The organism is Pseudomonas sp. NFACC39-1 (assembly GCF_900110355.1).
Taxonomy (GTDB): domain Bacteria; phylum Pseudomonadota; class Gammaproteobacteria; order Pseudomonadales; family Pseudomonadaceae; genus Aquipseudomonas; species Aquipseudomonas tehranensis.
Genome location: NZ_FODL01000012.1, coordinates 52220 through 78985, shown reverse-complemented (window position 1 = coordinate 78985; position 26766 = coordinate 52220). Strand labels below are relative to the sequence as shown.

At 61.5% G+C, this 26766-nt stretch carries 21 protein-coding genes; 2 read left to right on the top strand and 19 right to left on the bottom strand.

The window, feature by feature from the left end; genetic code table 11:
• Window positions 1–255: 255 nt before the first annotated feature.
• From mdoH to hutC, 17 genes are all read right to left on the bottom strand, one after another.
• The gene (gene mdoH, locus BMY45_RS22125; RefSeq protein ID WP_092401511.1) at window positions 256–2826 is read right to left on the bottom strand and encodes a glucans biosynthesis glucosyltransferase MdoH; all 2571 of its coding nucleotides are present in this window, start codon (window positions 2824–2826) and stop codon (window positions 256–258) included.
• Entirely contained in the window at window positions 2819–4558 is a 1740-nt protein-coding gene (locus BMY45_RS22120) for a glucan biosynthesis protein G (protein WP_189674127.1), read from the bottom strand. The genes mdoH and BMY45_RS22120 overlap by 8 nt, the downstream gene beginning before the upstream one ends.
• 350 nt (window positions 4559–4908) lie before the next feature.
• Window positions 4909–5346, bottom strand: a complete 438-nt coding sequence (gene dtd, locus BMY45_RS22115) for a D-aminoacyl-tRNA deacylase (RefSeq protein WP_092401508.1) — start codon at window positions 5344–5346, stop codon at window positions 4909–4911.
• Window positions 5343–6314 (bottom strand): prolyl aminopeptidase, encoded by a 972-nt coding sequence (gene pip / locus BMY45_RS22110; RefSeq protein WP_092401505.1) that lies wholly within the window; start codon window positions 6312–6314, stop codon window positions 5343–5345. The genes dtd and pip overlap by 4 nt, the downstream gene beginning before the upstream one ends.
• A gap of 105 nt (window positions 6315–6419) precedes the next feature.
• A complete protein-coding gene (locus BMY45_RS22105; RefSeq protein ID WP_177193379.1) occupies window positions 6420–7334 on the bottom strand; it encodes an alpha/beta hydrolase in 915 nt (304 codons plus the stop codon).
• A gap of 163 nt (window positions 7335–7497) precedes the next feature.
• Window positions 7498–8445 carry a choline ABC transporter substrate-binding protein gene (locus tag BMY45_RS22100; RefSeq protein WP_092401502.1) on the bottom strand — a complete coding sequence of 316 codons (948 nt, stop codon included), beginning with the start codon at window positions 8443–8445 and terminating at the stop codon, window positions 7498–7500.
• A gap of 259 nt (window positions 8446–8704) precedes the next feature.
• Window positions 8705–9508 carry an N-formylglutamate deformylase gene (gene hutG / locus BMY45_RS22095; protein ID WP_092401499.1) on the bottom strand — a complete coding sequence of 268 codons (804 nt, stop codon included), beginning with the start codon at window positions 9506–9508 and terminating at the stop codon, window positions 8705–8707.
• Window positions 9509–9519: 11 nt separating this feature from the next.
• Window positions 9520–10722, bottom strand: a complete 1203-nt coding sequence (gene hutI, locus BMY45_RS22090) for an imidazolonepropionase (RefSeq protein WP_092401496.1) — start codon at window positions 10720–10722, stop codon at window positions 9520–9522.
• A gap of 208 nt (window positions 10723–10930) precedes the next feature.
• Window positions 10931–12463, bottom strand: a complete 1533-nt coding sequence (gene hutH, locus BMY45_RS22085; protein ID WP_092401493.1) for a histidine ammonia-lyase — start codon at window positions 12461–12463, stop codon at window positions 10931–10933.
• A gap of 115 nt (window positions 12464–12578) precedes the next feature.
• Window positions 12579–14102, bottom strand: a complete 1524-nt coding sequence (gene hutH / locus BMY45_RS22080) for a histidine ammonia-lyase (RefSeq protein ID WP_092401490.1) — start codon at window positions 14100–14102, stop codon at window positions 12579–12581.
• A 164-nt stretch (window positions 14103–14266) separates the two neighbouring features.
• Window positions 14267–15097 (bottom strand): quaternary amine ABC transporter ATP-binding protein, encoded by an 831-nt coding sequence (locus BMY45_RS22075; RefSeq protein WP_092401487.1) that lies wholly within the window; start codon window positions 15095–15097, stop codon window positions 14267–14269.
• Window positions 15094–15945, bottom strand: a complete 852-nt coding sequence (locus tag BMY45_RS22070) for an ABC transporter permease (protein ID WP_092401484.1) — start codon at window positions 15943–15945, stop codon at window positions 15094–15096. The genes BMY45_RS22075 and BMY45_RS22070 overlap by 4 nt, the downstream gene beginning before the upstream one ends.
• Before the next feature lie 71 nt (window positions 15946–16016).
• On the bottom strand, window positions 16017–16985 hold the full coding sequence (locus BMY45_RS22065) for an ABC transporter substrate-binding protein (RefSeq protein ID WP_092401481.1): 969 nt from the start codon (window positions 16983–16985) through the stop codon (window positions 16017–16019).
• A gap of 69 nt (window positions 16986–17054) precedes the next feature.
• Window positions 17055–18521 carry a purine-cytosine permease family protein gene (locus BMY45_RS22060; RefSeq protein WP_092401478.1) on the bottom strand — a complete coding sequence of 489 codons (1467 nt, stop codon included), beginning with the start codon at window positions 18519–18521 and terminating at the stop codon, window positions 17055–17057.
• A gap of 142 nt (window positions 18522–18663) precedes the next feature.
• Entirely contained in the window at window positions 18664–20349 is a 1686-nt protein-coding gene (gene hutU, locus BMY45_RS22055; protein WP_092401475.1) for a urocanate hydratase, read from the bottom strand.
• 451 nt (window positions 20350–20800) lie between these two features.
• On the bottom strand, window positions 20801–21370 hold the full coding sequence (locus BMY45_RS22045; protein ID WP_092401469.1) for a HutD/Ves family protein: 570 nt from the start codon (window positions 21368–21370) through the stop codon (window positions 20801–20803).
• Window positions 21367–22077 (bottom strand): histidine utilization repressor, encoded by a 711-nt coding sequence (gene hutC, locus BMY45_RS22040; protein WP_171061303.1) that lies wholly within the window; start codon window positions 22075–22077, stop codon window positions 21367–21369. Before hutC ends, BMY45_RS22045 begins: the two co-directional genes overlap by 4 nt.
• Before the next feature lie 144 nt (window positions 22078–22221).
• Here hutC and BMY45_RS22035 point away from each other — a divergent pair, with 144 nt between their 5' ends.
• Window positions 22222–23586 (top strand): formimidoylglutamate deiminase, encoded by a 1365-nt coding sequence (locus BMY45_RS22035; protein ID WP_092401465.1) that lies wholly within the window; start codon window positions 22222–22224, stop codon window positions 23584–23586.
• A gap of 118 nt (window positions 23587–23704) precedes the next feature.
• Here BMY45_RS22035 and BMY45_RS22030 read toward each other — a convergent pair whose 3' ends face one another.
• Complete coding sequence (locus tag BMY45_RS22030; protein ID WP_092401462.1) at window positions 23705–24274, bottom strand: lipocalin family protein; 570 nt, start codon at window positions 24272–24274, stop codon at window positions 23705–23707.
• 31 nt (window positions 24275–24305) lie between these two features.
• Window positions 24306–24560 carry a hypothetical protein gene (locus BMY45_RS22025; RefSeq protein ID WP_025211369.1) on the bottom strand — a complete coding sequence of 85 codons (255 nt, stop codon included), beginning with the start codon at window positions 24558–24560 and terminating at the stop codon, window positions 24306–24308.
• Window positions 24561–24843: 283 nt separating this feature from the next.
• Here BMY45_RS22025 and BMY45_RS22020 point away from each other — a divergent pair, with 283 nt between their 5' ends.
• Complete coding sequence (locus tag BMY45_RS22020; RefSeq protein WP_218189649.1) at window positions 24844–26736, top strand: methyl-accepting chemotaxis protein; 1893 nt, start codon at window positions 24844–24846, stop codon at window positions 26734–26736.
• Window positions 26737–26766: the final 30 nt, after the last annotated feature.

Below are 26766 nucleotides of genomic sequence, written 5' to 3'. Positions count from 1 at the left end.
GGGTTCGCTGTCGTGGGGGCTACCTTAGGAGCGTCAGGATCAGGACATCAATCAAGCTCAGCGGCGGATCGTTACGCTTGGCGTAATGGTTGAACGCAGTCCTGTGGAAGCAAGCGTTGCTCCCACAGGTCCTGGCGAATCGATGCTGGACAAAGTCCATACACAACCCTGACCTCACCACGGGCGGTATTCGCATACTCAAACAGCCCCCAACAAAAAGCCCCGCTTCCTTTCAGAAGCGGGGCTTTTTGCGTGTCAGGCCAGTTGAGGCTGTGCGCTCACGGGCTGAAGCGGCAGTAGCGGAGCGTGGGGATCGGCCTTGACCGATGCACGCCACGCCGCCAACCACTCGCTATGCCCCTCGCTCCAGACCTGCTCATGCAGGCGGGACAGGGTCACCGGGTCGCTCAGCAGCGCCAGTCGCTCGCTGTTGTTCAGGCCCGCCGGGCCAACCTTGAGGGCGTGACGAACCCGTTCGATCCGCAGCCATTCGATCGGCTCGGCCTGGCCGTGACGCGATGTGGCCAGCGCAAAGGCCAGGGCGTTCTGTTGCGGATCGACCACTGCGCGGATGAAACCGTCGTTCAGCGCGTGCCAACGGTTTTCATGGGTGTACTGATCGGTCGACAGCAGTTCCTGTGGCGGTGCGTATTCCTCAGGGATCAGGAACAGGCTTTCATCGCGGGACTTCAAGCCAAGGCCCACTCGGCTGGAGATCACCGACACCGGAATCGACAGCATCAGCGAACCGACGATCGGCACCAGCCACCACAAAAAGCTCGGGTTCAGCCAGATCACCAGCAAGGCCCAGAAGAAGCCCAGCAGGGTTTGCGGGCCGTGGCGCTTGACGGCTTCGCTCCAGGGCGTGGAGTCGTCGTCACGTTTGGGCGAGTTCCAGGTAGCGGCCCAGCCCAGGAAGGCGGCGAGCACGAAGCGGGTGTGGAAAATCATCCGCACCGGCGCCAGCAGCATGGAGAACAACATCTCCAGCAACATCGACATCGTTACCTTGAACTTGCCACCAAACTCTTTCGCGCCCTTGGCCCAGATCAGGATGATGCTCAGCAGCTTGGGCAGGAACAGCAACACGATGGTGGTGGAGAACAGCGCGATGGCTTTTTCCGGATGCCACTGCGGCCACAACGGGTACAGCTGGCGTGGCTCGAGGAAGTATTGCGGTTCCATCAGCGTGTTCACCGCCAGCAGCGCGGTGGATAGCACCAGGAAGAAGAACCACAGCGGTGCCGACAGATAGGACATCACGCCGGTCAGGAATACCGCGCGATGCACCGGGTGCATGCCCTTGACCAGGAACAGCCGGAAGTTCATCAGGTTACCGTGGCACCAGCGACGGTCACGCTTGAGTTCGTCCAACAAGTTGGGCGGCAACTCTTCATAGCTGCCCGGCAAATCGTAGGCAATCCAGACGCCCCAGCCGGCACGGCGCATCAGCGCGGCTTCGACGAAGTCGTGGGACAGGATCGCCCCGGCGAACGCCCCTTTACCGGGCAACGGCGCCAGGGCGCAGTGCTCGATGAACGGCTTCATGCGGATGATCGCGTTGTGACCCCAGTAGTGGGATTCCCCCAACTGCCAGAAATGCAGACCGGCGGTGAACAGCGGACCGTACACCCGGGTGGCGAATTGCTGCATGCGCGCATACAGCGTGTCCATGCCCGAGGCGCGTGGCGCGGTCTGGATGATGCCGGCATCCGGCGTGGCTTCCATCAGGCGCACCAGGCTGGTCAGGCACTCGCCACTCATGACGCTGTCGGCGTCGAGCACGACCATGTACTTGTAGTCACTGCCCCAGCGACGGCAGAAGTCGTCGAGGTTACCGCTCTTGCGTTTGACGCGACGACGACGGCGGCGATAGAAAATCTTGCCAAAACCCCCGGCTTCACGGCAGACATCCAGCCAGGCTTGCTGCTCGGCGACGCAGATATCGGTTTCGTTACTGTCGCTGAGTACGAAGAAGTCGAAACGATCCAGGTCCCCGGTGGCCGCCACCGACTCGAACGTGGCACGCAAACCGGCGAACACTCGCGGCACATCCTCGTTGCAGATCGGCATCACCAGCGCGGTGCGGGCGTCCTTGGGAATCGGCTCGTTGCCAGCACTGGCACCGGAGATGCGGTACTTGTCGTGACCGGTGAGCAGCTCGAGAAACCCCATCAGCGCCGTCCAGAAACCGGCCGATACCCAGCAGAACAGGATCCCGAACAGAATCAGGATGCTGGTCTGCAATGCATAGGGCAGTACCTGGGTGGCGGTCTGCAACAGCGGCTGGTGCAGGACTTCGTCCAGGTCCACCAACGACCAGCCCTGGTACGGCATGATGCCCTTCATGTACCAACCGGCGACGATGGTCTGGCCGAGCATCAGGATCAGCAGGATATAGCGACGGATCGAACCCACGGTGCGCCAGCGTGCGTGCGGCAACACGCGCTCATCCTTGGGCGGCTTCGGCGGGTTGGTGCGACCTGTCAGGCGACGCCAGGCGCGCACCAGGATATTGGTGCGCCACGGCTCCGGTACCACCTTGGTCCGACGAATCGGCGGCGTGGCTTTGAGACAGACACGCCCGCTGGCGTCGAGCGCCAGCATTTCGGCGTCTTCGAGTTCTTCGGCGGTGCTCAGGGTCAGCCGACGGCCCACCGAGGCTTGCGCCGCTTCGGTGGGTGCATCGAAGGCCGACGACGAAAGGCGCTCGTGCAGCTCGCTGAAAGACTTGCAGCCCGCCAGCTCGGCGCGCTGCGCATCGGTCATGGGCAAATGGGCCAGATACTCGCTGAGCGTCTCTGGCTGTACTGGAGTATTACTCATCGGCTGGCAACTGATAGCTCCAGGTCTCGGTCAGGACTTGTTCAGTCGGTTCCGGTTCCTGCGGGGTTGGGGTCGACTCAGCGGCAGTGGACGCGCTATCGGCCTTGGCTTCTTTTTCCTGCTCTTTTTCTTGCGCGATTTCCTTATCGCTCTGCTGCCTGGCGACCTTGTCAGCTTTGGCAAGGGTCGTGGTCACCGCATGGGACGCGGCCGGCGCTTCAACCGGAACCAGTGGACGGACCAGCGCGGCGCGCATTTCAGTGGACTGTTTCGGGTCTTTGATCTTCAGTCGCAGGGTCAGGCGCCAGCCCTTGGTTTCAGGGTTGTAACGCACATTATTCTCGACGATCTCGCCGTTTTCGCCGACGCTCACCTGACTACGCACTTCGGCGTCTTCCGGCAGGGCTTGCAGGGAAGGACCTTCGAAATCCACCAGATAAGCCACGCTGCCGTCCGGCTGACGAATCAGGTTGGACTGCTTCACGTCACCGGTCGAACGCAGGGTCTGCTTGACCCAGGCGCTGTCCGGCGAATGCAGGTTGGCTTCGTCGAGGGTCCAGTGCAGGCGGTAAGCGAAGTCCAGCGGCTGACCTGGCTCAGGCAGCTTTTCCGGGCTCCAGAACGCAACGATGTTGTCGTTGGTTTCGTCAGCGGTCGGAATTTCAACCAGGTCGACGGAGCCCTTGCCCCAATCGCCTTTCGGTTCGATCCAGGCACTTGGACGCTTGTCGTAGCGGTCATCGAGGTCTTCGTAGTGGCTGAAGTCACGACCGCGCTGCAGCAGGCCGAAACCACGCGGGTTTTCTACCGAGAAGTTGCTTACAGCCAGGTGTTTCGGGTTGTTCAACGGGCGCCAGATCCACTCGCCGTTGCCGGCATGGATCGACAAGCCGCTGGAGTCGTGCAGCTCTCGACGGTAGTTCAGGATCTTGGACGGCTGGTTGGCGCCGAACAGGAACATGCTGGTCAACGGAGCAATGCCCAGCTTGGTGACGCGATCTCGCAGGAACACGCGCGACTTCACGTCGACAACAGTGTCGGTACCCGGACGCAGGATCATGCGATAGGCGCCGGTAGCCCGTGGCGAATCCAGCAGGGCGAAGATCACCAGGTGCTTATCGGTCGGCTTCGGACGCTGGATCCAGAACTCGCGAAAGCGCGGGAATTCTTCACCCGATGGCAGGGCGGTATCGATGGCCAGGCCACGGGCGGACAAGCCATAAACCTGACCCTTGCCGATGACGCGGAAGTAGCTCGCGCCCAGCATGGTCATGATTTCGTCTTGCTTGTCGGCCTTGTTGATCGGGTACAGCACGCGAAAACCCGCGTAGCCCAGTTTCTCCGTGGACTTGGGATCGAACTTGACGTCACCGAAATCGAAGCGCGTCGGGTCATACTTGATTTCATCGACGGTGGTCGCGGTGATCTCGTTGATCTTCACCGGCGTGTCGAAATGCATGCCCTGGTGATAGAAGGACAGCCTGAACGGCGTCTTCTGATCGGCCCACTCGGCTTTTTCGGTGCGGAAACGGATTTTTTGATAGTCAGCGAATTTCATTTCGCGAAATTCGTTCGGCAGATTGCTGCGCGGGGCTTCGAATTTTTGCCCGGCCAGTTCTTGAGCCTTCGCCGATACATCATCCAGGCTGAATGCCCACAGTTGGCCCGCGCCAAACAGGCACAGCAGGGCCGAGCCCGCTACCAGAGCGTTTCTAAACCGTTTGGCAGTCATTTTTGGTGCATTACAGGGACTAACAATCACGAGCAACCCTCGCCGAAAACAGATCAAAAAACCAACGGCCAGATAAAGTATCTGCAAGGTATCGGCATTGAAAAACCGCACCTGCAGGCCACTCTTGCCAAGTTGGCGAGCATTGTTCCGACTCCGATGGGACAAAATGATTCCCCAAACGGCCCAGGACAAGTCTCTACCTAAGTCAAATGGACCAGCGAACGCTGGTCCCCCGTAGCGCGCGATTATCTAGTAGCCCGCGTGACAACGCATCAGGGGTAACAAAGTATTTATCGAGAAAACTCCCTGTTTTGCCTCGAAACAGGACCGAAAAGATGTTTCAAACGCTTTCAGACCTGTAACAGGAAGGTTACCGGGCCGTCGTTAACCAGATGCACCTGCATGTCGGCGCCGAATCTACCTGATGCCACAGTGCCATGCACCTGTTTCGCGTGGGCGAGCAGATAGTCAAAGAGCTCCTCGCCCAAGGCCGGAGGTGCGGCCGTCGAAAAGCTCGGGCGCAACCCGCTTTTGGTGTCCGCCGCCAGGGTGAACTGCGACACCAACAGCAAGCCACCGCCGACATCTGCCAGAGACAGGTTCATCTTGCCATCAGCGTCGCTGAACACCCTGTAGTTCAGCAGTTTGTGCAGCAATTTGTCGGCGCTGGCCCGGGTGTCCTCGGGCTCGACCGCGATCAGGACCAGCAGGCCTTGGTCCACCGCGCCAACGACTTCCCCTGCGACCTCGACCCGGGCGCTGCGGACCCGTTGCAACAGCCCCTTCATGCTTCTTCGGGCGGCAGGTCGAGCAGGCGCCGGGCCATCTGCGCAGCGGCACGCACCAGCGCATCGGTGATACCTGGCTCCGAGGCAGCGTGGCCGGCGTCGCGGATCACCTGCAGTTCGCTGTTGGGCCAGTTCTGGTGCAGCTCCCAGGCATTGTCCAGCGGGCAGATCACGTCGTAGCGACCGTGCACGATGACGCCCGGCAGATGGGCGATCTTGCCCATGTCACGGATCAACTGGTTGGGTTCGAGAAAAGCGTTGTTGGTGAAGTAATGACACTCGATCCGGGCAATCGACAACGCACGCTGCGGCTCGGAGAAGCGATCGACCACCAGCGGGTTCGGGCGCAGAGTCGCAGTGCGACCTTCCCAGGTCGACCAAGCCTTGGCCGCGTGCATCTGAGCGATCTGGTCATTACCTGTCAGGCGTTTGTGGAAGGCGCCGAGCAGGTCGTCGCGCTCGTCCAGGGGGATCGGCGCGATGTAATCCTGCCAGTAATCGGGGAACAGACGACTGGCGCCGGCCTGGTAGAACCACTCGATTTCCTGCGGACGGCAGAGAAAGATCCCACGCAGAATCAGGCCGTGTACCCGCTCGGGATGAGTCTGGGCGTAAGCCAAGGCCAGGGTCGAGCCCCAGGAGCCGCCAAACAGCACCCATTTTTCGATGCCCAGATGTTTGCGGATGCGTTCCAGGTCTTCGACCAGATCCCAGGTGGTGTTGTTTTCAAGGCTGGCATGAGGGGTGGAGCGGCCACAGCCGCGCTGGTCGAAGGTAACGATGCGGTACAGGTTCGGATCGAAGTAGCGGCGGCTCTGCGCATCGCAACCGGCACCCGGGCCACCGTGAATGAACACCACCGGCAGGCCTTCCGGGGAACCGCTTTCATCGACATAGAGCGTGTGGGTGTCATCGACAGCCAGATCGTGCCGGGCATGAGGTTTGATCTGCGGGTACAAAGTCTGCATTGCGCGCTCCGTAAGGGGTCGAGTCATCCCTGGGGGGACTTCTATTTAATCTGCCGTCCGGCATCATAAACCCGAATTACCCGAATGAGCATGTCCCCTGCACAGTCAAAGCGTGTCAGCCAGATACGCCAGCAGTGTGCGATACATCTGATCGACCTCCGGCACCAGCCCCCGGCCCCGCAGGCAACCATGGACCAGGCCCTCGCCGACATACAAGGAAGAGCTCACCCCGGCGATGTTCAGTCGCTCGCTATAAAGGACGCCGTCGTCGCGCAACGGGTCCCATTGCGCCACGACGACCAGCGCTGGCGGCAGGCCGCTCAGGTCATCGGCGAGCAACGGCATGGCGAGGGAAGACGGTTGAGTGTCGCTCAGATAGAGGGCGTGATAACTGTCCAGATCGCGGCTGCTCAACAGTGGTGCATCGGCACATTCGCGCCGCGAGGGCAGATGGGCCGGGCCACCGAGGGCGGGATAAATCAGCACCTGGGCCCGTGGCAGCGCTTGCCCGGCATCGCGCAAGGCCAGGCATAACGCGGCAGCGAGATTGCCCCCGGCGCTGTCACCGGCCACCACCCGACGGCGAGGGTCGATGGCAAAGGGGCTGGCTGCCAGGTGATGCCACACCGTGACGCAATCTTCGAAACCCGCCGGGAACGGATGCTCCGGGGCCAACCGATAATCCACCGCCATGACCAGCACGCCGAGGGTTGCGGCCAGTTCCATGCAGATGAAGTCGTGGGAGTCCAGATCCCCCACCACCCAGCCGCCACCGTGCAGATAAAGGATGCATGACCAGCCTTCGGCCGGCGGCGCGCTCCGAGGGCAGTAAGCCCGCACGGCCACGCCGGCCAGCTCGAAATCCTCGACCGCCAGCGCTTCCGGGCACGGCGGGGTGAAGGCCCGGCACATTTGGCTGTAGGCCTGGCGCTGGCTGGAGAGGCTGTTGTCCGGGCTGTTGAAGCTCAGGGTTTTGTCGATGAAGGCTGACATCGCCTGGGAGAGTGAGTAGGCCATTATGGTTTGCCGTGGATCGCTAAGGTGTAGCTTGGAGGCTTTTGTGGCGAGGGAGCTTGCTCCCGCTGGGCTGCGAAGCAGTCCTCGCTTTTTTTGGCGGTTGCTGCGCAACCGAGCGGGAGCAAGCTCCCTCGCCACAAAATTACTCACTGCCCTCTGGATTGCATCAGTTCTTGAGACTGGCCTGCACCGCCGCCACGCCATCCTTGCCGTCGAAACTGGTGACACCTGCCAGCCACCGCTGCAAATCCTCAGGATGCTCGCGCAACCATTGCCGAGCAACTTCCTGAGGCGTCTTGCGCGCCATGATCGGCACCATCAATTGGCTTTCCTGGGCCGCCGTAAATGTCAGGTTATCCAGCAACCGGCTCACATTCGGGCAGCGCTGGGCGTAGTCCGGCGCGGTCACAGTGGAGACCGTCGCGGCGCCTTCGTTCGGGCCGTAGACGTCGTCGCTGCCCGTCAGGTAGGTGATGTTCATATTGATGTTCATCGGGTGCGGGGTCCAGCCGACGAAGACCACGAACTCCTTGCGATTCACCGCCCGCTGCACCGCCGCCAGCATCCCGGCCTCACCAGACTCGATCAGCTTGAAGTCCTTGAGGCCGAAGTGATTGGTTTCAATCATGGTCTTGATGGTGGTGTTGGCACCGCTGCCCGGCTCGATGCCGTAGATTTTTCCGCCGAGCTGCTCCTTGAACCGGGCGATGTCAGCGAACGTCTTGAGGCCCGCTGCGGCCACGTAGTCCGGCACTGCCAGCGTGGCCTGGGCATCGGCAAGACTTGGCTGGTCCAGGACTCTCACCTGGTTGGCCGCCAGGAACGGAGCGATGTTGTTGTCCATCGCTGGTTTCCAGTAGCCCAGGAAGATATCGAGGCGCTTGTCACGGATGCCGGCGAAGATGATCTGCTGCACGGCGCTGGTCTGTTTGCTTTCATAACCCAGCCCCGTGAGCAACACATCAGCCATGCCACTGGTGGCGATCACGTCGGTCCAGTTGACCACGCCCATGCGCACGGTCTGGCAGGACGTAGGCTCAGCGGCCATTGCCCCGCTGCTCAATATGGCGGTACCGCAGAGGATCGACAGACAGCGTTTGAACAGTCTTTTCATCGGGAAGGTCTCGTGCGGCAGCGATTATTGTAGGTCGGTGTCTTGGTGCACCGTGACCGGAACATTACGCAGCGTCGAGGGGGTAAAGGTGACCTGTGGCGACTCGGTTTTGCACGGTGGCGACGGGTTGTTGCAATGAAGGCTGTTGTGGCGAGGGAGCTTGCTCCCGCTGGGCTGCGCAGCGGCCCCAAAATTTTGCGAGCGCTCCGCACTCGAGCGGGAGCAAGCTCCCTCGCCACAAAAGCTGCCTCACCACAGATTAATGTTTGTAGGCCTGCCGCCCCCACGCCAACAAGCCTTCCAGCAATTCCTTGAGCACCACCTGGGTCGGTTCCGCCAGATCCGCACGGTAGTTGAACGGCTCGAACTCTTCCATGTAGGTGCTCTGGCACAGTTCCAGTTGCACCGCGTGGATGTCCTCGGCAGGGTTGCCGTAGTGCCGGGTGATGTGCCCACCCTTGAAGCGTCCGTTGAGGACATGGGTGAACTCGCCGTGGCGGGCGCAGATGGCTTCGAGCTGGTGGGCCAATGCGGGGTCGCAACTGGCGCCGTTGAAAGTGCCCAGGTTGAAGTCCGGTAACTTGCCGTCGAACAGGTGTGGGATCACCGAGCGGATCGAGTGGGCGTCAAACAGCAAGGCATAGCCGAATTCGGCCTTGAGCCGCGCCAGTTCCTGCCGCAGGGCCTGATGGTAAGGCACCCAGATCTGTTGCAGATAAGTCGCCCGCTCCGCGGCGGACGGCTCCAGCCCCTGGCGAAACAACGGTACGCCATCGAACAGAATCGAAGGATACAAACCGGTAGTAGCGCCAACGTACATTGGCTTGTCATCGTCAGGGCGGTTCAGATCGATCACGAACCGTGAATATTCAGCGGCCAGGGTGCTGGCGCCCAGTTCGACGGCGAACTCGTAAAGCTTAGGAATGTGCCAGTCGGTGTCCGGAAGGCTTTGGGCCTCGGGGATCAAACCCGCCTGCACCGCCGGAGTCAGACGCAGGCCGGCGTGGGGCATGCTGATCAATAGCGGCACGCGCCCTTGCTTGAAATTCAGGACCTTCTCCACAACCGTTCTCCTTAATCGATTTCCACGCCGTGACGCACGACGCGTTTTTCCAGATCGCCACCGAGCCAGTACGACAGGTCGGCCGGGCGGTCGATGTGCCAGGCGACAAAATCCGCCACTTTGCCCACTTCCAGCGAACCGTGGGTCCGGGCCATGCCCAGGGCCTGGGCCGCATGAAGGGTCGCCCCAGCCAGGGCCTCCTCGGGGGTCATGCGAAAGCAGGTGCAGGCCATGTTCAACATCAAGCGCAACGACAGCGCCGGCGACGTGCCGGGGTTGAGGTCGCTGGCCACGGCGATCTTCACGCCGTGCTTGCGCAGGGCATCCATGGGCGGCAGCTGGGTTTCGCGCAGGAAATAAAATGCCCCCGGCAGCAGCACCGCCACCGTGCCGGATTCGGCCATGGCCCTGGCGTCGTCCTCGGTCATGAATTCCAGATGATCGGCCGACAGCGCCTGATAACGGGCCGCCAGGCTTGAACCGTGCAGCGACGACAATTGTTCAGCGTGCAGCTTCACCGGCAGACCCAGTTGTTGGGCGGTGATAAACACCCGTTCGACCTGCGCCGGGGAAAACGCCAGGTACTCGCAAAAGGCATCCACCGCATCCACCAACCCTTCGGCCGCCAGAGCCGGAAGCATTTCGGTGCAGATGTGTTCGATGTAGTCATCGGCGCGATCAGCGTATTCCGGCGGCAAGGCGTGGGCCGCCAGGCACGTGCTGCGCACGCTGACCGGCAGTTGTTCACCGAGACGACGGATGACCCGCAGGATCTTGCGTTCGCTGGCGAGGTCAAGGCCGTAGCCTGACTTGATTTCCACCGTGGTCACGCCATCGCGCATCAGGCTTTTCAGGCGCTTGGCGGCGCTGCTGAACAGTTCATCTTCGCTGGCCGCCCGGGTAGCGCGCACGGTGCTGGCGATACCTCCGCCGGCCGCTGCAATCTCGGCGTAGCTCACGCCCTGCAGGCGCTGTTCGAATTCGCCGCTGCGGTTACCGCCGAACACCGTGTGGGTGTGGCAGTCGATCAGCCCCGGAGTGACCCAGGCGCCGTTGAGGTTGTTGACGGCCGGGTAGTCACCGGCCGGCAGCTCGGCGCGCGGGCCGATCCATTGAATGAGCTCGCCGTGGGTGACGATGGCGGCGTCTTCGATGATCGAGTAGACGCCCTGGGCCATGGTGGCGGCGTGGCAGTTTTGCCAGAGGGTTTTCATCCCGGTTTCCTCGAATTATTGAAGATCGAATCGCGAGCAGGCTCGCTCCCACAAGGACTGCGCAGCCCCTGTGGGAGCGGGCTTGCTCGCGAAGACGGCGGCACATTCGACATTGATGCAAGCTGACCCACCGCTTTCGCGAGCAAGCCCGCTCCCACAGGTATCGAAGCTGATCAAACATCATCTGTACCTGCTCGCGATGAGGTTCTTACAGGCTCGGCAGCAACTGCGCCGTGACCAGTTCATTCAGGCAACGACTGGCCAACAACTCGCTCGCCGCATTGATGTCCGGCGCGAAGAATCGGTCTTTTTCATAGAACGGCACTTCTGCGCGCAACAGGCTGCGAGCCTGTTCCAGCTTCGCGGAGGTCTTCAAGCCTCCCCGCAGGTCCAATCCCTGACAGGCAGCGAGCCACTCAACCGCCAGGATCCCACGGGTATTGTCGGCCATTTCCCACAGACGCTTGCCCGCGGCAGGAGCCATGGACACATGGTCTTCCTGGTTGGCCGAAGTCGGCAGGCTGTCCACCGAATGGGGATGGGACAACGCCTTGTTTTCGCTGGCCAGGGCAGCAGCGGTGACCTGGGCGATCATGAAGCCGGAGTTCACCCCGCCATTGGCCACCAGAAATGGCGGCAGTTGCGACATGTGCTTGTCCATCATCAGCGAAATACGCCGCTCACTCAGGGAACCGATTTCGGCGATTGCCAGGGCCATGTTGTCAGCGGCCATTGCCACCGGTTCGGCGTGGAAGTTGCCGCCGGAAATCACATCACCCTCGGCGGCGAATACCAGCGGGTTATCCGACACGGCGTTGGCTTCGATCACCAGCACCTCAGCGGCCTGGCGGAACTGGGTCAGGCAGGCGCCCATCACTTGTGGCTGGCAGCGCAGGGAATACGGATCCTGGACCTTGTCGCAGTTCTGGTGGGACGCGGAGACTTCGCTGCGCTCGCCCAGCAGATCGCGATAAGCGGCAGCGGCATCGATCTGGCCTTTCTGGCCGCGCGCGGCGTGAATACGCGCATCGAATGGCGAGCGCGAACCGAGCACGGCTTCTACCGTCAAGCTGCCCAGGGCCAGGGCACCGGCGAACAGGTCTTCGCCTTCGAACAGACCACGCAAGGCAAACGCGGTGGACACTTGAGTGCCGTTGAGCAGCGCCAATCCTTCTTTTGCAGCCAGGGTCAGCGGCGCAAGGCCGGCCACTTTCAGCGCTTCGACAGCCGGCAACCATTCACCTTTGTAACGGGCCTTGCCTTCGCCCAACAGCACCAGGGACATGTGGGCCAGCGGCGCCAGATCGCCGGACGCACCGACCGAACCTTTAAGCGGAATATGCGGATAGACCTCGGCATTGATCAGCGCAATCAGCGCATCGATCACCTGCCGACGGATGCCGGAAAAGCCCCGGCTCAGACTGTTGACCTTGAGCACCATGACCAGCCGCACCAGCGCATCGCTGATCGGCTCGCCCACGCCAGCGGCATGGGACAGCACCAGGGAGCGTTGCAGGTTTTCCAGGTCTTCACTGGCGATGCGGGTCGAGGCCAGCAGACCAAAACCGGTGTTGATGCCGTAGGCGGTACGGTTCTCGGCCAGGATCTGCTCAACGCAGGCGACGCTGGCCTCGATCTGCGCCGACGCGCTGGCGTCGAGGCTCAGGGTCACGGGTTGCTGATAGATGTCACGCAATTGAGCCAGGCTCAATTGGCCGGGAATCAGGTTTAAGGCAGTCATGTATTGCTCCTTTTGAGAGTTTTGTTTTCACCCGCCAGTCGCTCCGGAATGCTCCGTTATCCGTCACCCTGGCCTTTTGGGCGGTGGATGCCTTGGCACGCTGGCGGTTTTTTGATCAATTCAAATTCGGTAAAGCGTTGTGCAGCACGGCTGGATCTTTAAGCAGGGCGGCGGCGCTGGCGATGTCCGGCGCCAGCCAACGGTCCTGATCGTAGGCCGGCACATGCTCGCGCAGCAGTTTCCAGGCAACGTCGGTGCCGGCACCGAAGCGTTGCGTCTTGAGGAATTCAAAAGCCTGGGCGGCCAGCAGGTACTCGATGGCGAGGATCTGCGTGCAGTTTTCCAGCGCCCGGTGCAGCTTCAGGGCGGCGTTGGTGCCCATGCTCAGGTGATCTTCCTGCAAGCCCGAGGTGACAAAGTTGTCGAGCACCGCCGGTTGCGCCAGTTGGCGATTTTCCGCACACAGCGACGCGGCGACGTATTGCACGATCATCATCCCCGAGTTCACCCCGGGGTTGGCCACCAGGAACGCCGGCAGGCCGCTGACGTGAGGATTGATCAAGCGGTCGAGCCGGCGTTCGGCGATGGAGCCGATTTCGGCCATGGCAATCGCCAGCAGATCCGCGGCCAAGGCCACCGACTGACCGTGGGGGTTGGCCTGGGACATGACCCGGAAGCTCTCCGGCGTGCCCAGCAACAGCGGGTTATCGGTGGCGGCGTTGAGTTCGGTTTCAATCTGTTGCCGGGCATGCGCCAGTTGGTCGCGAGCGGCACCGTGGACCTGAGGAATCGAGCGGATGCTCAACGCATCCTGGGTGCGAATGCCCAGGCTCGAAGCGATGACTTCGCTGCCGTCCAGCAGTGCCCGCAAGTTGACGCCGACCTGTTGCATGCCAGGGTGCGGCTTGAGGGCGATAATCTGGGCATCGAACGCCGCGATCTGCCCGCGTTGGGCCTCGAAACTCATGGCGCCGATCACGTCGGCCCATTGCAGCAGCCGCGTCGCATCGGCCAGGGCCAGGCAACTGAGGCCGGTCATGCACGGCGTGCCGTTGACCAGGCACAAACCGTCCTTGGCCCCCAGTTGCACCGGTTGCAAGCCCTCTGCGGCCAGAGCCTGTTGCGCCGACACGATTTGCCCGCGATAGCTGACATTGCCAACCCCCAACAGCGCGATGCTGATATGGGCCATGTGGGTCAGGTAGCCCACCGAACCCTGGGAGGGCACTTGCGGGGTGATGCCGCGATTGAGCAGCGCCAGCAGGGCTTCGACCACCCGGCGATGAATGCCGGATTTGCCCTGGCTGTAGTTGAGGATGGCCGCGCAGATAATCGCCCGGGTCTGTTCATCGGCCAGCGGCGCGCCGACGCCACAGGCATGGCTGAGCAAGGTGTTGCGCGACAGTTGGCTGAGCTGTTCGTCCTTGAGCGAGACATTGCACAAGGCACCCAGGCCGGTGTTGACGCCATAGGCGCGCTCGCCGCTTGCGACGATGCGCTGGACGATGGCCTGGGCATTGTCGATCCGCGCCCAGGCCTGGGCCGACAACTCCAGAGGCGCGCCGAAGCGGGCGACGGCGACCACATCCTGCCAACGCAACGGAGCGTCGGCGATTACGATTTTTTCAGCCTGGGACATCTTCAACCTCATGAAAAATTCATCTCAGCATCACACCTGGCTTAAGGCATGGCCCTCGTGGCGAGGGAGCTTGCTCCCGCTTGAGTGCGCAGCGCTCACAAGATTTTTGGGGCGGCTGCGCCACCCAGCGGGAGCAAGCTCCCTCGCCACAACTGCGTCCGGCCTTACACCACCGCAGCCCTGCGCTGCACAAACCGATCGACATACTCATCCGCCGGCGAGTGCAGGATCTCTCGGGGTGTGCCGACCTGGATCAGCTTGCCATCCTTGAGAATCGCGATGCGGTTGCCGATGCGCACGGCTTCGTCGAGGTCGTGGGTGATGAAGACGATGGTCTTGTGCAGGGTCTTTTGCAGCTCCAGCAACTGGTCCTGCATTTCCGCGCGGATCAGCGGATCAAGAGCGCTGAAGGCTTCGTCCATCAGAATGATATCGGTGTCCGCCGCCAGGGCACGGGCCAGGCCCACTCGCTGGCGCATGCCGCCGGAGAGCTGGTGCGGGTACTTGTTCTCGTAGCCCTTGAGGCCCACGGTGTTGATCCAGTGCAACGCCCGCTCGGCGCACACCTCTTTGCTCTCGCCGCGCACTTTCAAGCCGTAGGCGACGTTGTCCAGCACGCTCTTGTGGGGCAGCAGGCCGAAGCTCTGGAACACCATGCTGATCTTGTGGCGGCGAAATTCGCGCAGGGCGTCCATGTCCAGTTGCAGGATGTCTTCGCCGTCCACCAGGATCGCGCCGCTGGTAGGGTCAATCAGCCGGTTGAAGTGCCGCACCAGGGTGGATTTGCCGGAGCCGGACAGGCCCATGATCACGAAGATCTCGCCAGTGCCGATACTCAGCGACAGGTCGTTCACACCGACCACGCAACCGGTTTCGGCCAGCACCTGGTCCTTGGTCTTGTTCTGGCGGATCAGCTCCAAAGCCTCCTTGGAGCGATTGCCGAAAATCTTGAAGACGTTCTTGACTTCGATCTTGCTGATGGCTGCGTTGTTCATTTGCTCACCTCATGCCGAGGACGACCATAGGCCTGGGTAATGCGGTCGATGACCACGGCGAGAATCACGATCGCCAGCCCGGCTTCCAGGCCGCGCCCGACGTTGAGGGTCTGGATGCCCACCAGGACATCTTCGCCCAGGCCACGGGCGCCGATCATCGAAGCGATGACGACCATCGACAGGGCCATCATGGTGGTCTGGTTGATCCCGGCCATGATGCTTGGCAGGGCCAGAGGCAGTTGCACGCCGAACAGCTGTTGCCAACGGTTGGCCCCGAAGGCATTGATGGCTTCCATCACTTCACCGTCCACCTGGCGAATGCCCAGGTCGGTCAGGCGAATCAAGGGTGGCGCGGCGTAGATCACCGTGGCGAAAATCGCCGGGACCTTGCCCAGGCCAAACAGCATCAATACCGGAATCAGGTACACGAAGCTCGGCATGGTCTGCATGATGTCCAACAACGGCATCAACACCGAACGCAGGCGATTGCTGCGGGCCGAGAGAATGCCCAGCGGAATGCCGATCAACACCGAAATAAATGTCGCCACCAGCATCAGGGCGAGGGTCTGCATCAGTTTGTCCCACAGGCCCACCGCGCCCACCAGGAACAACAGGCCGACAATCACCGCCGTGGTCGCGACCTTGCGGGTGGCGTGCCAGGCAATGCAGCCGACGATGGCCAGCATCAGCCACCAGGGCGCCAGGCGCAGCAGGCCTTCGAGGTTGACGATGGCCCACAGCAAGGTGTCGGAGATGTGCCGGAACACATCGCCGTAGTTGGTCACCAGGGAGTCGACCCAACTGTTGACCCAGTCGGCGATGGAGAAGGTAAAGCTTTCGGGAAACATAAGAGACTCTCGATCAAGTGGATGCAGTGAACGTCCCGGCCAGCCCTAGGGCTGGCCGGGGGGGATTCGACCTACAGAGCCGCGTCGATTTTCTTGGCCGCGTCTTCACTGACCCAGGCGTGCCAGACTTCAGGATGTTCCTTCAGGAAGATCTTCGCCAGTTTCGGCGACTCGATCCGCTCCTTGGCCATGCGCCCGAGGTTCTGGTTCAGGATATCGATGGGCAGGTTGACCTTTTCCAGCACCGCCACCAGCTCCGGCGCTTCATCGTGGAAGGTCTTGGACAGGCCGACCTTGATGGTCACGCTTTTGTCCACGCCCGGTTTTTCTTCCAGTTTCACCAGGTCCACCTGACCCATGAGCGGGGTTGGCGACCAGTAGTAGAACAGGATCGGCTCGCCGCGCTTGTAGCTCGACAGCACCGCCGCATCCAGGGCCGGACCGGTACCGGGGCGGAAGTTGGTGTAGGTTTTTTCCAGGCCATAGCTTTTCAGCATTTCGCTGTTGTCCAGCTCGCAGGTCCAGCCGGCCGGGCAGTTGTAGAAGCGGCCCTTGGACGGCTCTTCCTGATCCTTGAACACAGCGGCGTACTGACCCAGGTCAGCGATGTTCTTCAGGCCCGGCGCCTTGGGTTCGAGCTTGCGCTTGGCGTCGCCCTCGATCACATAGCGCGGCACATACCAGCCTTCGATAGCACCCACCACCGGGGCGCCGACGCCGACGACCTTGCCGGCCTTCTCGGCCTTATTCCAGACTTCACTGCGACCGACCCATTCTTCGGCGAACACCTGAATATCGTTGCTGCTCAAGGCGTTTTCCATGGTGATGGAGTTGCCTGGCAGACTGTCGGTCTTGCAGCCGTAGCCTTTTTCCAGCACCACTTGCATGACGTCGGTCAGCAACATGCCGCTTTCCCAGTTCAGACCGGCGAATTTCACCGGCTTGCCCGACTCGCACCAACCCGCCGCTTGCGTGGCGCCGGCACTGGCCAGCAGGCCCATGCAAAGCAATGTGGTCAGCAGGGTCTTGTTCGATTTCATTATGTGACGCTCCTAATCAGTGAATTGGCTTACGGCAGTCAAGAGGCATCCAGCCCTGTCAACATCCCATCAGGCCGCTCGGATGCGACCCGCCCTGCTCGGTTGTGCGTCAACCGCGTCCTGCTCGATCGGCAGGATCAATTGATCGGGTACTGCGCTGTGCCACTTCCTGGCGGCGACGTAATACAGCCCCGCCGGGACCACTAGGCCGATGATCCAGGAAATATCCACACCACCCATGGCTTCCACCAGCGGACCGGTATAGAACTTGGTGGCGATGAACGGCAGTTGAACCAGTACACCGAAGACATAGACGCTGATACCAAGGGCATTCCAACGACCGTAGCGACCGTTCGGGTCGGCCAGCGCCGGCACGTCATAGCGCTCGCGAGTGATGCAGTAGTAGTCCACCAGATTGATCGCGCTCCAAGGCGTAAAGAACGCCAGCAAGAACAGGATGAAAGACTTGAACGCACCGAGGAACGAGTGCTGACCGAGCAGCGCGATCAGGGTCGCCGCGCCGACGATGACCAGCACGAAGCCTAGACGCTGCAAGCGCGTGACGTTCAGGTGACCACGAAAGCCGCTGATGATGGTGGCAATGCACATGAAGCTGCCGTAGGAGTTCAGCGTGGAGATAGTGACCTTGCCGAACGCGATGCTGAAGTACAGCAGCGCAGCGGTGGCACCGGTACCACCCAGGCCAACGATGTAGGCCACTTCGTGACCCGCGAACTGCCCATTGGCCGAGGCGGCGGCAAACACGCCGAGGATCATCGCCACCTGCGCGCCGATGACTGAACCTGCGCCTGCGGCAAAAAAGGTTTTCACCGAGGACGTCTTGCTCGGCAGGTAACGCGAATAGTCCGCTACGTAGGGGCCGAAGGCGATCTGCCAGGAAGCCGCGAGCGACACCGCAAGCAGGAAACTGCTCCAGCTGAAATGGCGGATTTGCAGGAGTGCGCCAACGTCCGTCTGGCTCATCAGGCGAGCGAACAGGTAAACAAAGGCGATCACACCAATGACGCTGGCGACACGGCCAATGAAGTGAATCACCCGATAGCCGAGCACCGTGACCAGCACGATGGCACTGGCGAAAACAAGGATGCCGACGCTGTCGCTGACGCCAAACAACTGGCCCAGCGCCTGGCCGGAAAGCACGGTTCCCGTTGCGGTGAAACCCAGGTACATCAGGCACACCAGCACGATCGGGATGGCCGCGCCGTACACACCAAACTGCACCCGGCTGGAGATCATCTGCGGCAGGCCAAGCTTGGGCCCTTGCGCGGCATGCAACGCCATGACACCACCGCCGAGCAGTTGGCCGATCAGCAAACCAATCAACGACCAGAACACATCACCGCCCAGCACCACCGCCAATGCGCCAGTGACAATGGCAGTGATTTGCAGGTTGGCACCCATCCAGAGGGTGAACTGGCTCAACAATCGGCCGTGTCTCTCCGCTTCCGGGATGTAGTCGATCGAGCGTTTCTCGATCAACGGCTTGCTACTTGCGCGTGTGCGGGTGACGGCCATGGTTCAACCTCTGTGGATTGTTCTGGGTGTTGGATAACGCCCCTGTAGGAGCTGCCGAGTGCAACGAGGCTGCGATCTTGTCCTGGCCGATTGAGTCGCAAGCGACAGATCAAGATCACAAGATCGCAGGCTTCGCCAGCTCCTACCCGGTAATCATCGGTAGGTTCAGCCCCTGCTCTTTCGCGCAATCAATGGCGATCTGGTAACCCGCATCGGCATGGCGCATCACGCCGGTGCCCGGATCGTTGTGCAGCACACGGGCAATGCGCTCGGCCGCTTCGTCGGTGCCGTCGCAGACAATGACCATGCCCGAATGCTGGGAGAAGCCCATGCCGACGCCGCCGCCGTGGTGCAGCGACACCCAGGTCGCGCCGCTGGCGGTGTTGAGCAAGGCGTTGAGCAACGGCCAATCGGACACGGCATCGGAACCGTCCTGCATGGCTTCGGTTTCGCGGTTGGGGCTGGCCACGGAACCGGAGTCCAGGTGGTCGCGGCCGATCACGATAGGCGCCGACAATTCGCCGCTGCGCACCATTTCGTTGAACGCCAGGCCCAGCTTGGCACGCTGGCCCAGGCCGACCCAGCAGATACGCGCTGGCAGCCCCTGGAAGCTGATGCGCTCGCGGGCCATGTCCAGCCAGTTGTGCAGGTGGGCGTCGTCGGGGATCAGTTCCTTGACCTTGGCGTCGGTCTTGTAGATGTCCTGCGGGTCACCCGACAGCGCCGCCCAGCGGAACGGGCCGATGCCACGGCAGAACAGCGGACGGATATACGCCGGCACGAACCCTGGGAAATCGAAGGCATTTTCGACGCCCTCTTCCTGGGCCATCTGACGGATATTGTTGCCGTAGTCGAAGGTCGGCACGCCCATTTTCTGGAAGGCCAGCATGGCTTTGACGTGGACAGCCATCGATTGCTTGGCCGCTTTGACCACAACAGCAGGTTCAGTCTTGGCGCGGGCGCGGTATTCATCCCAGGTCCAGCCGGCCGGCAGGTAACCGTTGAGCGGGTCGTGGGCGCTGGTCTGGTCGGTGACCATGTCCGGGCGCACACCGCGACGGACCATTTCCGGCAGGATTTCGGCGGCGTTGCCACACAGCGCAATGGAGATCGCCTTGCCTTCTGCGGTGTATTTCTCGATACGGGCCAGAGCGTCATCCAGATCGGTGGCCTGTTCGTCGACATAACGAGTCTTGAGGCGGAAATCGATGCTCACCTGCTGGCATTCGATGTTCAGCGAACAGGCGCCAGCCAGGGTCGCGGCCAACGGCTGCGCACCGCCCATGCCGCCCAGGCCGGCCGTGAGGACCCAGCGCCCCTTGAGGTTGGCGTCGTAATGCTGGCGACCAGCCTCGACGAAGGTCTCGTAGGTGCCTTGGACGATGCCCTGGCTGCCGATGTAGATCCAGCTGCCGGCGGTCATCTGGCCGTACATGGCCAGGCCCTTGGCGTCCAGTTCGTTGAAGTGTTCCCAACTGGCCCAGTGCGGCACCAGGTTGGAGTTGGCGATCAACACGCGAGGAGCGTTGCTGTGGGTCTTGAACACGCCCACCGGCTTGCCGGATTGCACCAACAGGGTTTCGTCGTCATTGAGGTGGGTGAGGCTCTCGACGATCTTGTCGTAGCACTCCCAATTGCGCGCCGCACGGCCGATGCCACCGTAAACCACCAGTTCCTTGGGGTTCTCGGCCACTTCCGGGTCGAGGTTGTTCATCAACATGCGCAGCGGCGCTTCGGTCAGCCAGCTCTTGGCGGTCAGGGTGTTACCGCGTGGGGCACGGATTTCAACGTCACGGTATTTTTCGGGTTTGCGGGTAGCGTCGGTCACAGCAAGAACTCCTCAGCGATCAATCCAGACCAGCCCAGGCAATGGGCGCGATTTCCAGGCACGTTACGTTGAGCATGGGGGACTCATACGCATACGTCTTTACTTGTATGTACAAGCATATGCAATCAAGCGGCCAACTTATTGAGGATATGTTTCAGAATGACGTTTGGAATGGCTGAAAGCCCCGATTTTGAGCGGTTTTCTAGCCCGATGAAATTTCTGAAGGGGGGATTCTGGAAGGAGGCAGGCAGGTCATGAAAGCGTGGTTCTGCGCCACACTGGGGCGTTTGGTAACAAGTTGGTGCGCGAAGAGGGAACAGCGAGGGCGAGGCTTTTTGTGGCGAGGGAGCTTGCTCCCGCTGGGCCGCGAAGCGGCCCCCAAGAAGCGACGGGCGCTGCGCACCCGAGCGGGAGCAAGCTCCCTCGCCACAAAGAGTGTGTTAGCCGGAAATCAATGGGCAGTCAGCTCAATCACGCAGCATTGGCCGTGGGTGGAGATGTCCAGCAGCTCGGTGTTACCGCTCAGTTGCAAGCAGTCGTAGAGGCCCAGGTCAACGGTGGACTCACCGATCTTGATCGCCAACCCCGGGGCCGCGCTGAACACCAGCACTGTCCCCGCCTCGCTGAAAAACCGCTGCTGGCCCCCCATCCATTGCACCCGTGCGCGGTAACGCTGCGGCGCATAGATCAGGTTGAAGTCGCGAATCGGTCCGCCCAGCAACGTGCAATGCACATGGCTTTCGCCGTTGAACGCAAAGGGGGCCAGCGGATGCAGAGGCCGCGTGACCTGGCCATCGACGCTCAGGCTCATGCCGTCACCTTGCAAGACGCTGATGACGCGTTCGTAACCGGCGAACGTGGAAAAACCACCCGACTCCGCGATATCGGCAATCGACAGACGCCAGCCGAAACCGTCCAGGCCGGTGCCAGCGTCTCGGGTAATTTCTTCGGTGCTGCCACCGCCGTTTTTCCACGGCATACGTGGGTAATCCGCGGCGCGTAAAACCTTCAAGTCACTCATTTATGAAACCGACCTTCCAGACGATGACGGGAACCGGGGTGAATCAGGCGCGCGGCGGTTACCGGCTGACGCCCCGACCAGGTACGGCGGCGAATCAACAGGCACGGCTCGCCCCGCTCGATCTGCAGCAGCTTGCACTCGCTCGCTTCAGCGAGAATCGCTTCAACCACGTGCTCGCCTTCGGTCAGCGGCGCAACCTGGTTGAGGTAGGCGTAGGGCGTCTGCAGGGTGAAGTCCTGCTTGAGGTAGTCCGGGGCCACCAGGGCATTGACGAAACGGTCCTCGATTTGCACGGGGATGTCGTTTTCGAAATGCACGATCAGCGAGTGGAACACCTTCTGGCCTTCGCGCATGTCTAGGGCCAGGGCGCGCTCGGAACCGGCGGCCTCCTCTTCCAGGGTGATGACTTTGCACGTATGGCGATGGCCACGGGAGGCGATCTCGTCGGCAATGTTATGCACTTCAAACAACGCCGACTGGCTCTTGGGCTCGGCCACGAAGGTGCCGACGCCTTGCATGCGCACCAACAAGCCGTCGGCGGTCATCTCACGCAGGGCACGGTTGATGGTCATGCGGCTGAAACCCAATTGGCTGACCAGTTCGCTTTCCGACGGCACGCGGTAATGCGGCGGCCAGTTTCCACTGTCGATCTGCTGGGTGATCATCTGTTTCACGCGGGCGTACAAGGGCGCCGGACTGTCACCCATGTTTGCGGCCAGCGGCGGTTTGGCAGGCGGAGTCGGCACGGCGGTTCCTTGTTCTGCAAAAGAGGGGTGCTAGCTTGCCGGAGTTTACCGGGCAGGCAAACGTCTGTATATGTATATACAAATTACGCACGATGAGGTTGAACCATGTCCGCCTTCTTTGCCGAACGCGCACTGCTGCCTAGTGGATGGGCCCATGATGTACGTTTTGAAGTCGACGCCAGCGGCGTGTTGACTCATATCCAGGCCGACTCCCAGGCAGACGGCGCCGAGCGGCTGGGCGGGCCACTGTTGCCCGGCATGCCGAACCTGCACTCCCACGCCTTCCAGCGGGCCATGGCTGGGCTGGCGGAAGTGGCGGGCAACCCCAACGACAGTTTCTGGACCTGGCGCGACCTGATGTACCGCCTCGTCGGAAAAATCAGCCCCGATCAGCTCGGCATCATCGCCCGACAGCTGTACATCGAAATGCTCAAGGCCGGTTACACCTCGGTCGCCGAATTCCATTATGTACACCACGACACCGACGGCACGCCTTACGCCGACCCGGCGGAACTGGCCCTGCGCATCAGCCAGGCCGCCAGCGCCGCCGGCATCGGCCTGACCCTGCTGCCGGTGCTCTACAGCCATTCCGGTTTCGGCGGCCAGGCCCCCAATGACGGGCAACGTCGATTCATCAACAGCAGCGAAAACTACTTGAAACTTCAGGCACGCTTGCAGCCGATTCTGGCCGGGCAACCGGCCCAGGCGCTGGGTTTGTGCTTCCACTCCCTGCGCGCCGTGACGCCCGGGCAAATCCAGGAAGTGCTGGCCGCCAGCGACCGCCATTGCCCGGTGCACATCCACATTGCCGAGCAGCAAAAGGAAGTCGACGACTGCCTGAGCTGGAGTGGCGTCCGTCCGCTGCAATGGCTGTACGAAAACACCGAGGTGGATCAGCGCTGGTGTCTGGTCCACGCCACTCACGCCAATGCTCACGAAGTCAGCCTCATGGCCAGGAGCCAGGCGATTGCTGGCCTGTGCCTGACCACCGAAGCCAACCTGGGCGACGGGATTTTCCCGGCCGTGGATTTCCTCGCCCAGGGCGGACGTCTTGGGATCGGTTCCGACAGCCATGTGTCGTTGAGCGTGGTGGAAGAGCTGCGTTGGCTGGAATACGGCCAGCGCCTGCGAGATCAGCGGCGCAATCGCTTGTATCGGGCGGATCAACCGATGGTCGGGCGCACCTTGTTCGATGCTGCGCTGCAAGGTGGTGCCCAGGCGTTGGGACAACCGGTCGGCGCCCTCGAAGTCGGCAAGCGCGCCGACTGGCTGGTGCTCGATGGCAACGATCCTTACCTGGCCACCGCCAACGGCGATGGGATTCTCAATCGCTGGCTGTTTGCCGGCGGGGATCGTCAGGTGCGGGATGTGATGGTCGGCGGACAGTGGGTTGTGCGGGACGGGCATCACGCCGCGGAAGAGGAAAGCGCTCGGGCGTTTACCCAGGTATTGCGCGAACTGTTGGGTTGACCACAAAAACCTGTGGGAGCGAGCCTGCTCGCGATGGCGGTCTATCAGTCAACAATTGTGTTGGATGTGACGACCTCATCGCGAGCAGGCTCGCTCCCACATTTGATCCCGGTGACTATCAATCCGAAGTCTTGGCCATCTGCCGGTCCGACGCACGCCAGATCAACCGTGTCGTGTCGTAACCCTGCTGGCGAGCCTTGCTCAGCATTTCTTCGCGCACAACGCCGTTGACCGTCGGGGTTCGGGAAAGCAGCCACATGTAACGACGGCTCGGGTCACCGACGATGGCGGTCTTGTAATCATCGCTGACATACAGGACCCAGTATTGCCCCTTCGCCATGCCCGGCACGATCCGCGAAAACCAGTTATCAAACTCGACCCAGAGCTTGTCGGTCTTGCCCGGCACTTGAGGCGTTGCGGTGCCCCTGGCTTCTTCCCACTGCCAGTCCGAGGTCAGGCAGCGGTTGAACACATCCACATTGCCGTCAGGCTTGAGGGTGTAGTGGGCTTCGGATTGTGCGCAGTTGCGCTGGAAGTACATCGGTAGACGGGCCAACTCGTACCAGGTCCCTTGGTAACGCTTGAGGTCGACACTGTTGACAGTCTTTGGCGCCAACGGGTCTTCGCCAGAAGTGGCACAGCCAGCCAATACCAGGCCGGCAAAAAGCACTAACAATAACCGCATCATTATTTTTCTCCCGCGGGCCGGTGGCCCCGGTTTACTTCAGGCCTTGGCCGGAAAACATTAACACTTTGTCACCGGCGTACTGCACGCTGATAAAGCTCTTCTGATCGCCCCAGGTACAACTGGACATGCCGAGCGCGCCCGAACAATCGGTCGGTTTCCCCAGTAACGTTTCAACTTCGGCCTTGGGCATGCCGGCCGACAGTTTCGAATAGTTTTCCTGGTTGACCTTGCTGCATGCCGTCAACAAGACGCACAAGGACAACAGGGCGATAGATCGCAGCGACATGGTGTAACTCCTGGAACGGAAGGGGGTGGCAGGGTGCCAACCAGAACCTTAGAAGAGAAAACCCCTATCTGGTTCCCCGACAGACCCAGTATTTGTTGGGCGTTGGGGCGGTGTTTCATGGGTGAATCACCCAGTTTGTGACGCCGTCGTGCATTTCGTCGGGATTAGCCTGCGAACGCCTGATTCAAAGCGTTCTGGAGTCGATAAAAAGAGCAGCGCAATGCCAGGCGTTATGGCAAATTGACGCCCCTTCCTGACCAGCTCCTCTGCGGTAGCGTTCTTAATGACCAGAAACATGAAATTCAGCCACAAAATCCTGCTGGCTGCTGCGCTCGTGGTAGCCGTTGCATTCGCCTGCTTCATCCTGTTCAACGATTACCGTCAGCGCCAGGGCTTGCATGCCAGCACCGAGACTTCCATGCAGGAGCTCGGCAGCCTGACCAGCCGCAACATTCAAACTTGGGTCGAAGGCCGCACCCAATTGCTGCAATCGTTGGCCCAGCAGATTGCGGTGGACGGCAGCAGTGCCGATAGCCTCAAGCGCGCCGTGGGTCTACCGGCCTACACCGGCAACTTCCAGCTCAGCTATTTCGGTGGCACCGACGGCGTGATGTTCTCGGTACCGGCCGGCAATCGTGCGGCCGACTACGATCCCCGCGCCCGTGGCTGGTACAAGGCTGCCAACAGCGCCCAACAAACCATCGTCACCGAACCCTACATCGCCGCCTCATCGGGCAAACTGGTGATAACCGTCGCCACCCCAGTACAGCATCAGAATCAGATGATCGGCGTAGCCGGTGCGGACATCGACCTGTCGAGCGTCAGCACCATCATTAACTCGTTGAACTTCGGCGGCCACGGCCATGCCTTCATCGTCAGCGCCGACGGCAAGATCCTGATCCACCCCGACAGCCAGCGCGTGCTCAAGACCCTGGCCGAGGCCTACCCTGACGGCGCCCTGCAAATCAGCCCAGGCATGAAGGAAGTCGAACTCGACGGCAAGACCCAATACCTCTCCTTCACGCGGGTCAACGGTGTACCGGGGGCCGACTGGTACGTGGCGCTGGTGCTCGACAAGGACACTGCCCTGGCGATGCTCAGCGAGTTCCGTACCTCGGCGCTGATCGCCATGGTCATTGCCGTGGTGTTCATCATCGCCCTGCTGGGCATGCTGATCCGCGTGCTGATGCAACCGCTGCTGACCATGGGCCGCGCCATGCATGACATCGCCGAAGGCGAAGGCGACCTGACTCGCCGCCTGACCATCCATGGCCAGGACGAATTCGGCGCCCTGGGAACGTCGTTCAACCGTTTCGTGGAGCGCATTCACACGTCCATTCGCGAAGTGGCCTCGGCCACCGGGCTGGTCAACGAAGTCGCGCTGCGTGTGGTCAGCGCGTCCAACTCGTCGATGGTCAATTCCGATCAGCAGGCTTCGCGCACCAGCAGCGTGGCCGCAGCGATCAACCAGCTCGGTGCCGCCGCTCAGGAAATCGCCCAGAACGCCGCCCTCGCCTCGCAACATTCCAGCGATGCCCGCAGCCTGGCCGAAGACGGTCAACAAGTGGTGGATAAAACCATCACCGCGATGCAGCAGTTGTCCGCCAAGATCAGCGATTCGTGCGGCAACATCGAAACCCTGAACAGCAACACGGTGAACATCGGCCAGATCCTTGAGGTAATTACCAGCATTTCCCAGCAGACCAACCTGCTCGCCCTGAACGCCGCCATCGAAGCCGCCCGGGCCGGTGAAGCCGGTCGCGGCTTCGCGGTGGTGGCCGATGAAGTGCGCAACCTGGCTCATCGCACCCAGGATTCGGCGCAGCAAGTGCAGAAGATGATCGAGGAACTGCAAGTCGGCGCCCGGGAAGCGGTCCTGACCATGACCGACAGCCAGCGCCAGAGCGAAAGCAGCGTCGGCATCGCCAACCAGGCCGGTGAACGCCTGGGCAGCGTGACCCAGCGCATCGGTGAAATCGACGGCATGAACCAATCCGTGGCCACCGCCACCGAAGAGCAGACCGCCGTGGTGGAATCGATCAACGTCGACATCACCGAAATCAACACGCTGAACCACGAGGGCGTGGAAAACCTGCAAGCCACCTTGCGCGCCTGTGCCGACCTTGAGCAACAAGCGGCGCGGTTGAAGCAGTTGGTGGGTAGTTTTCGGATCTAGTGCGCTCAAGGGCCCTTTCGCGAGCAAGCC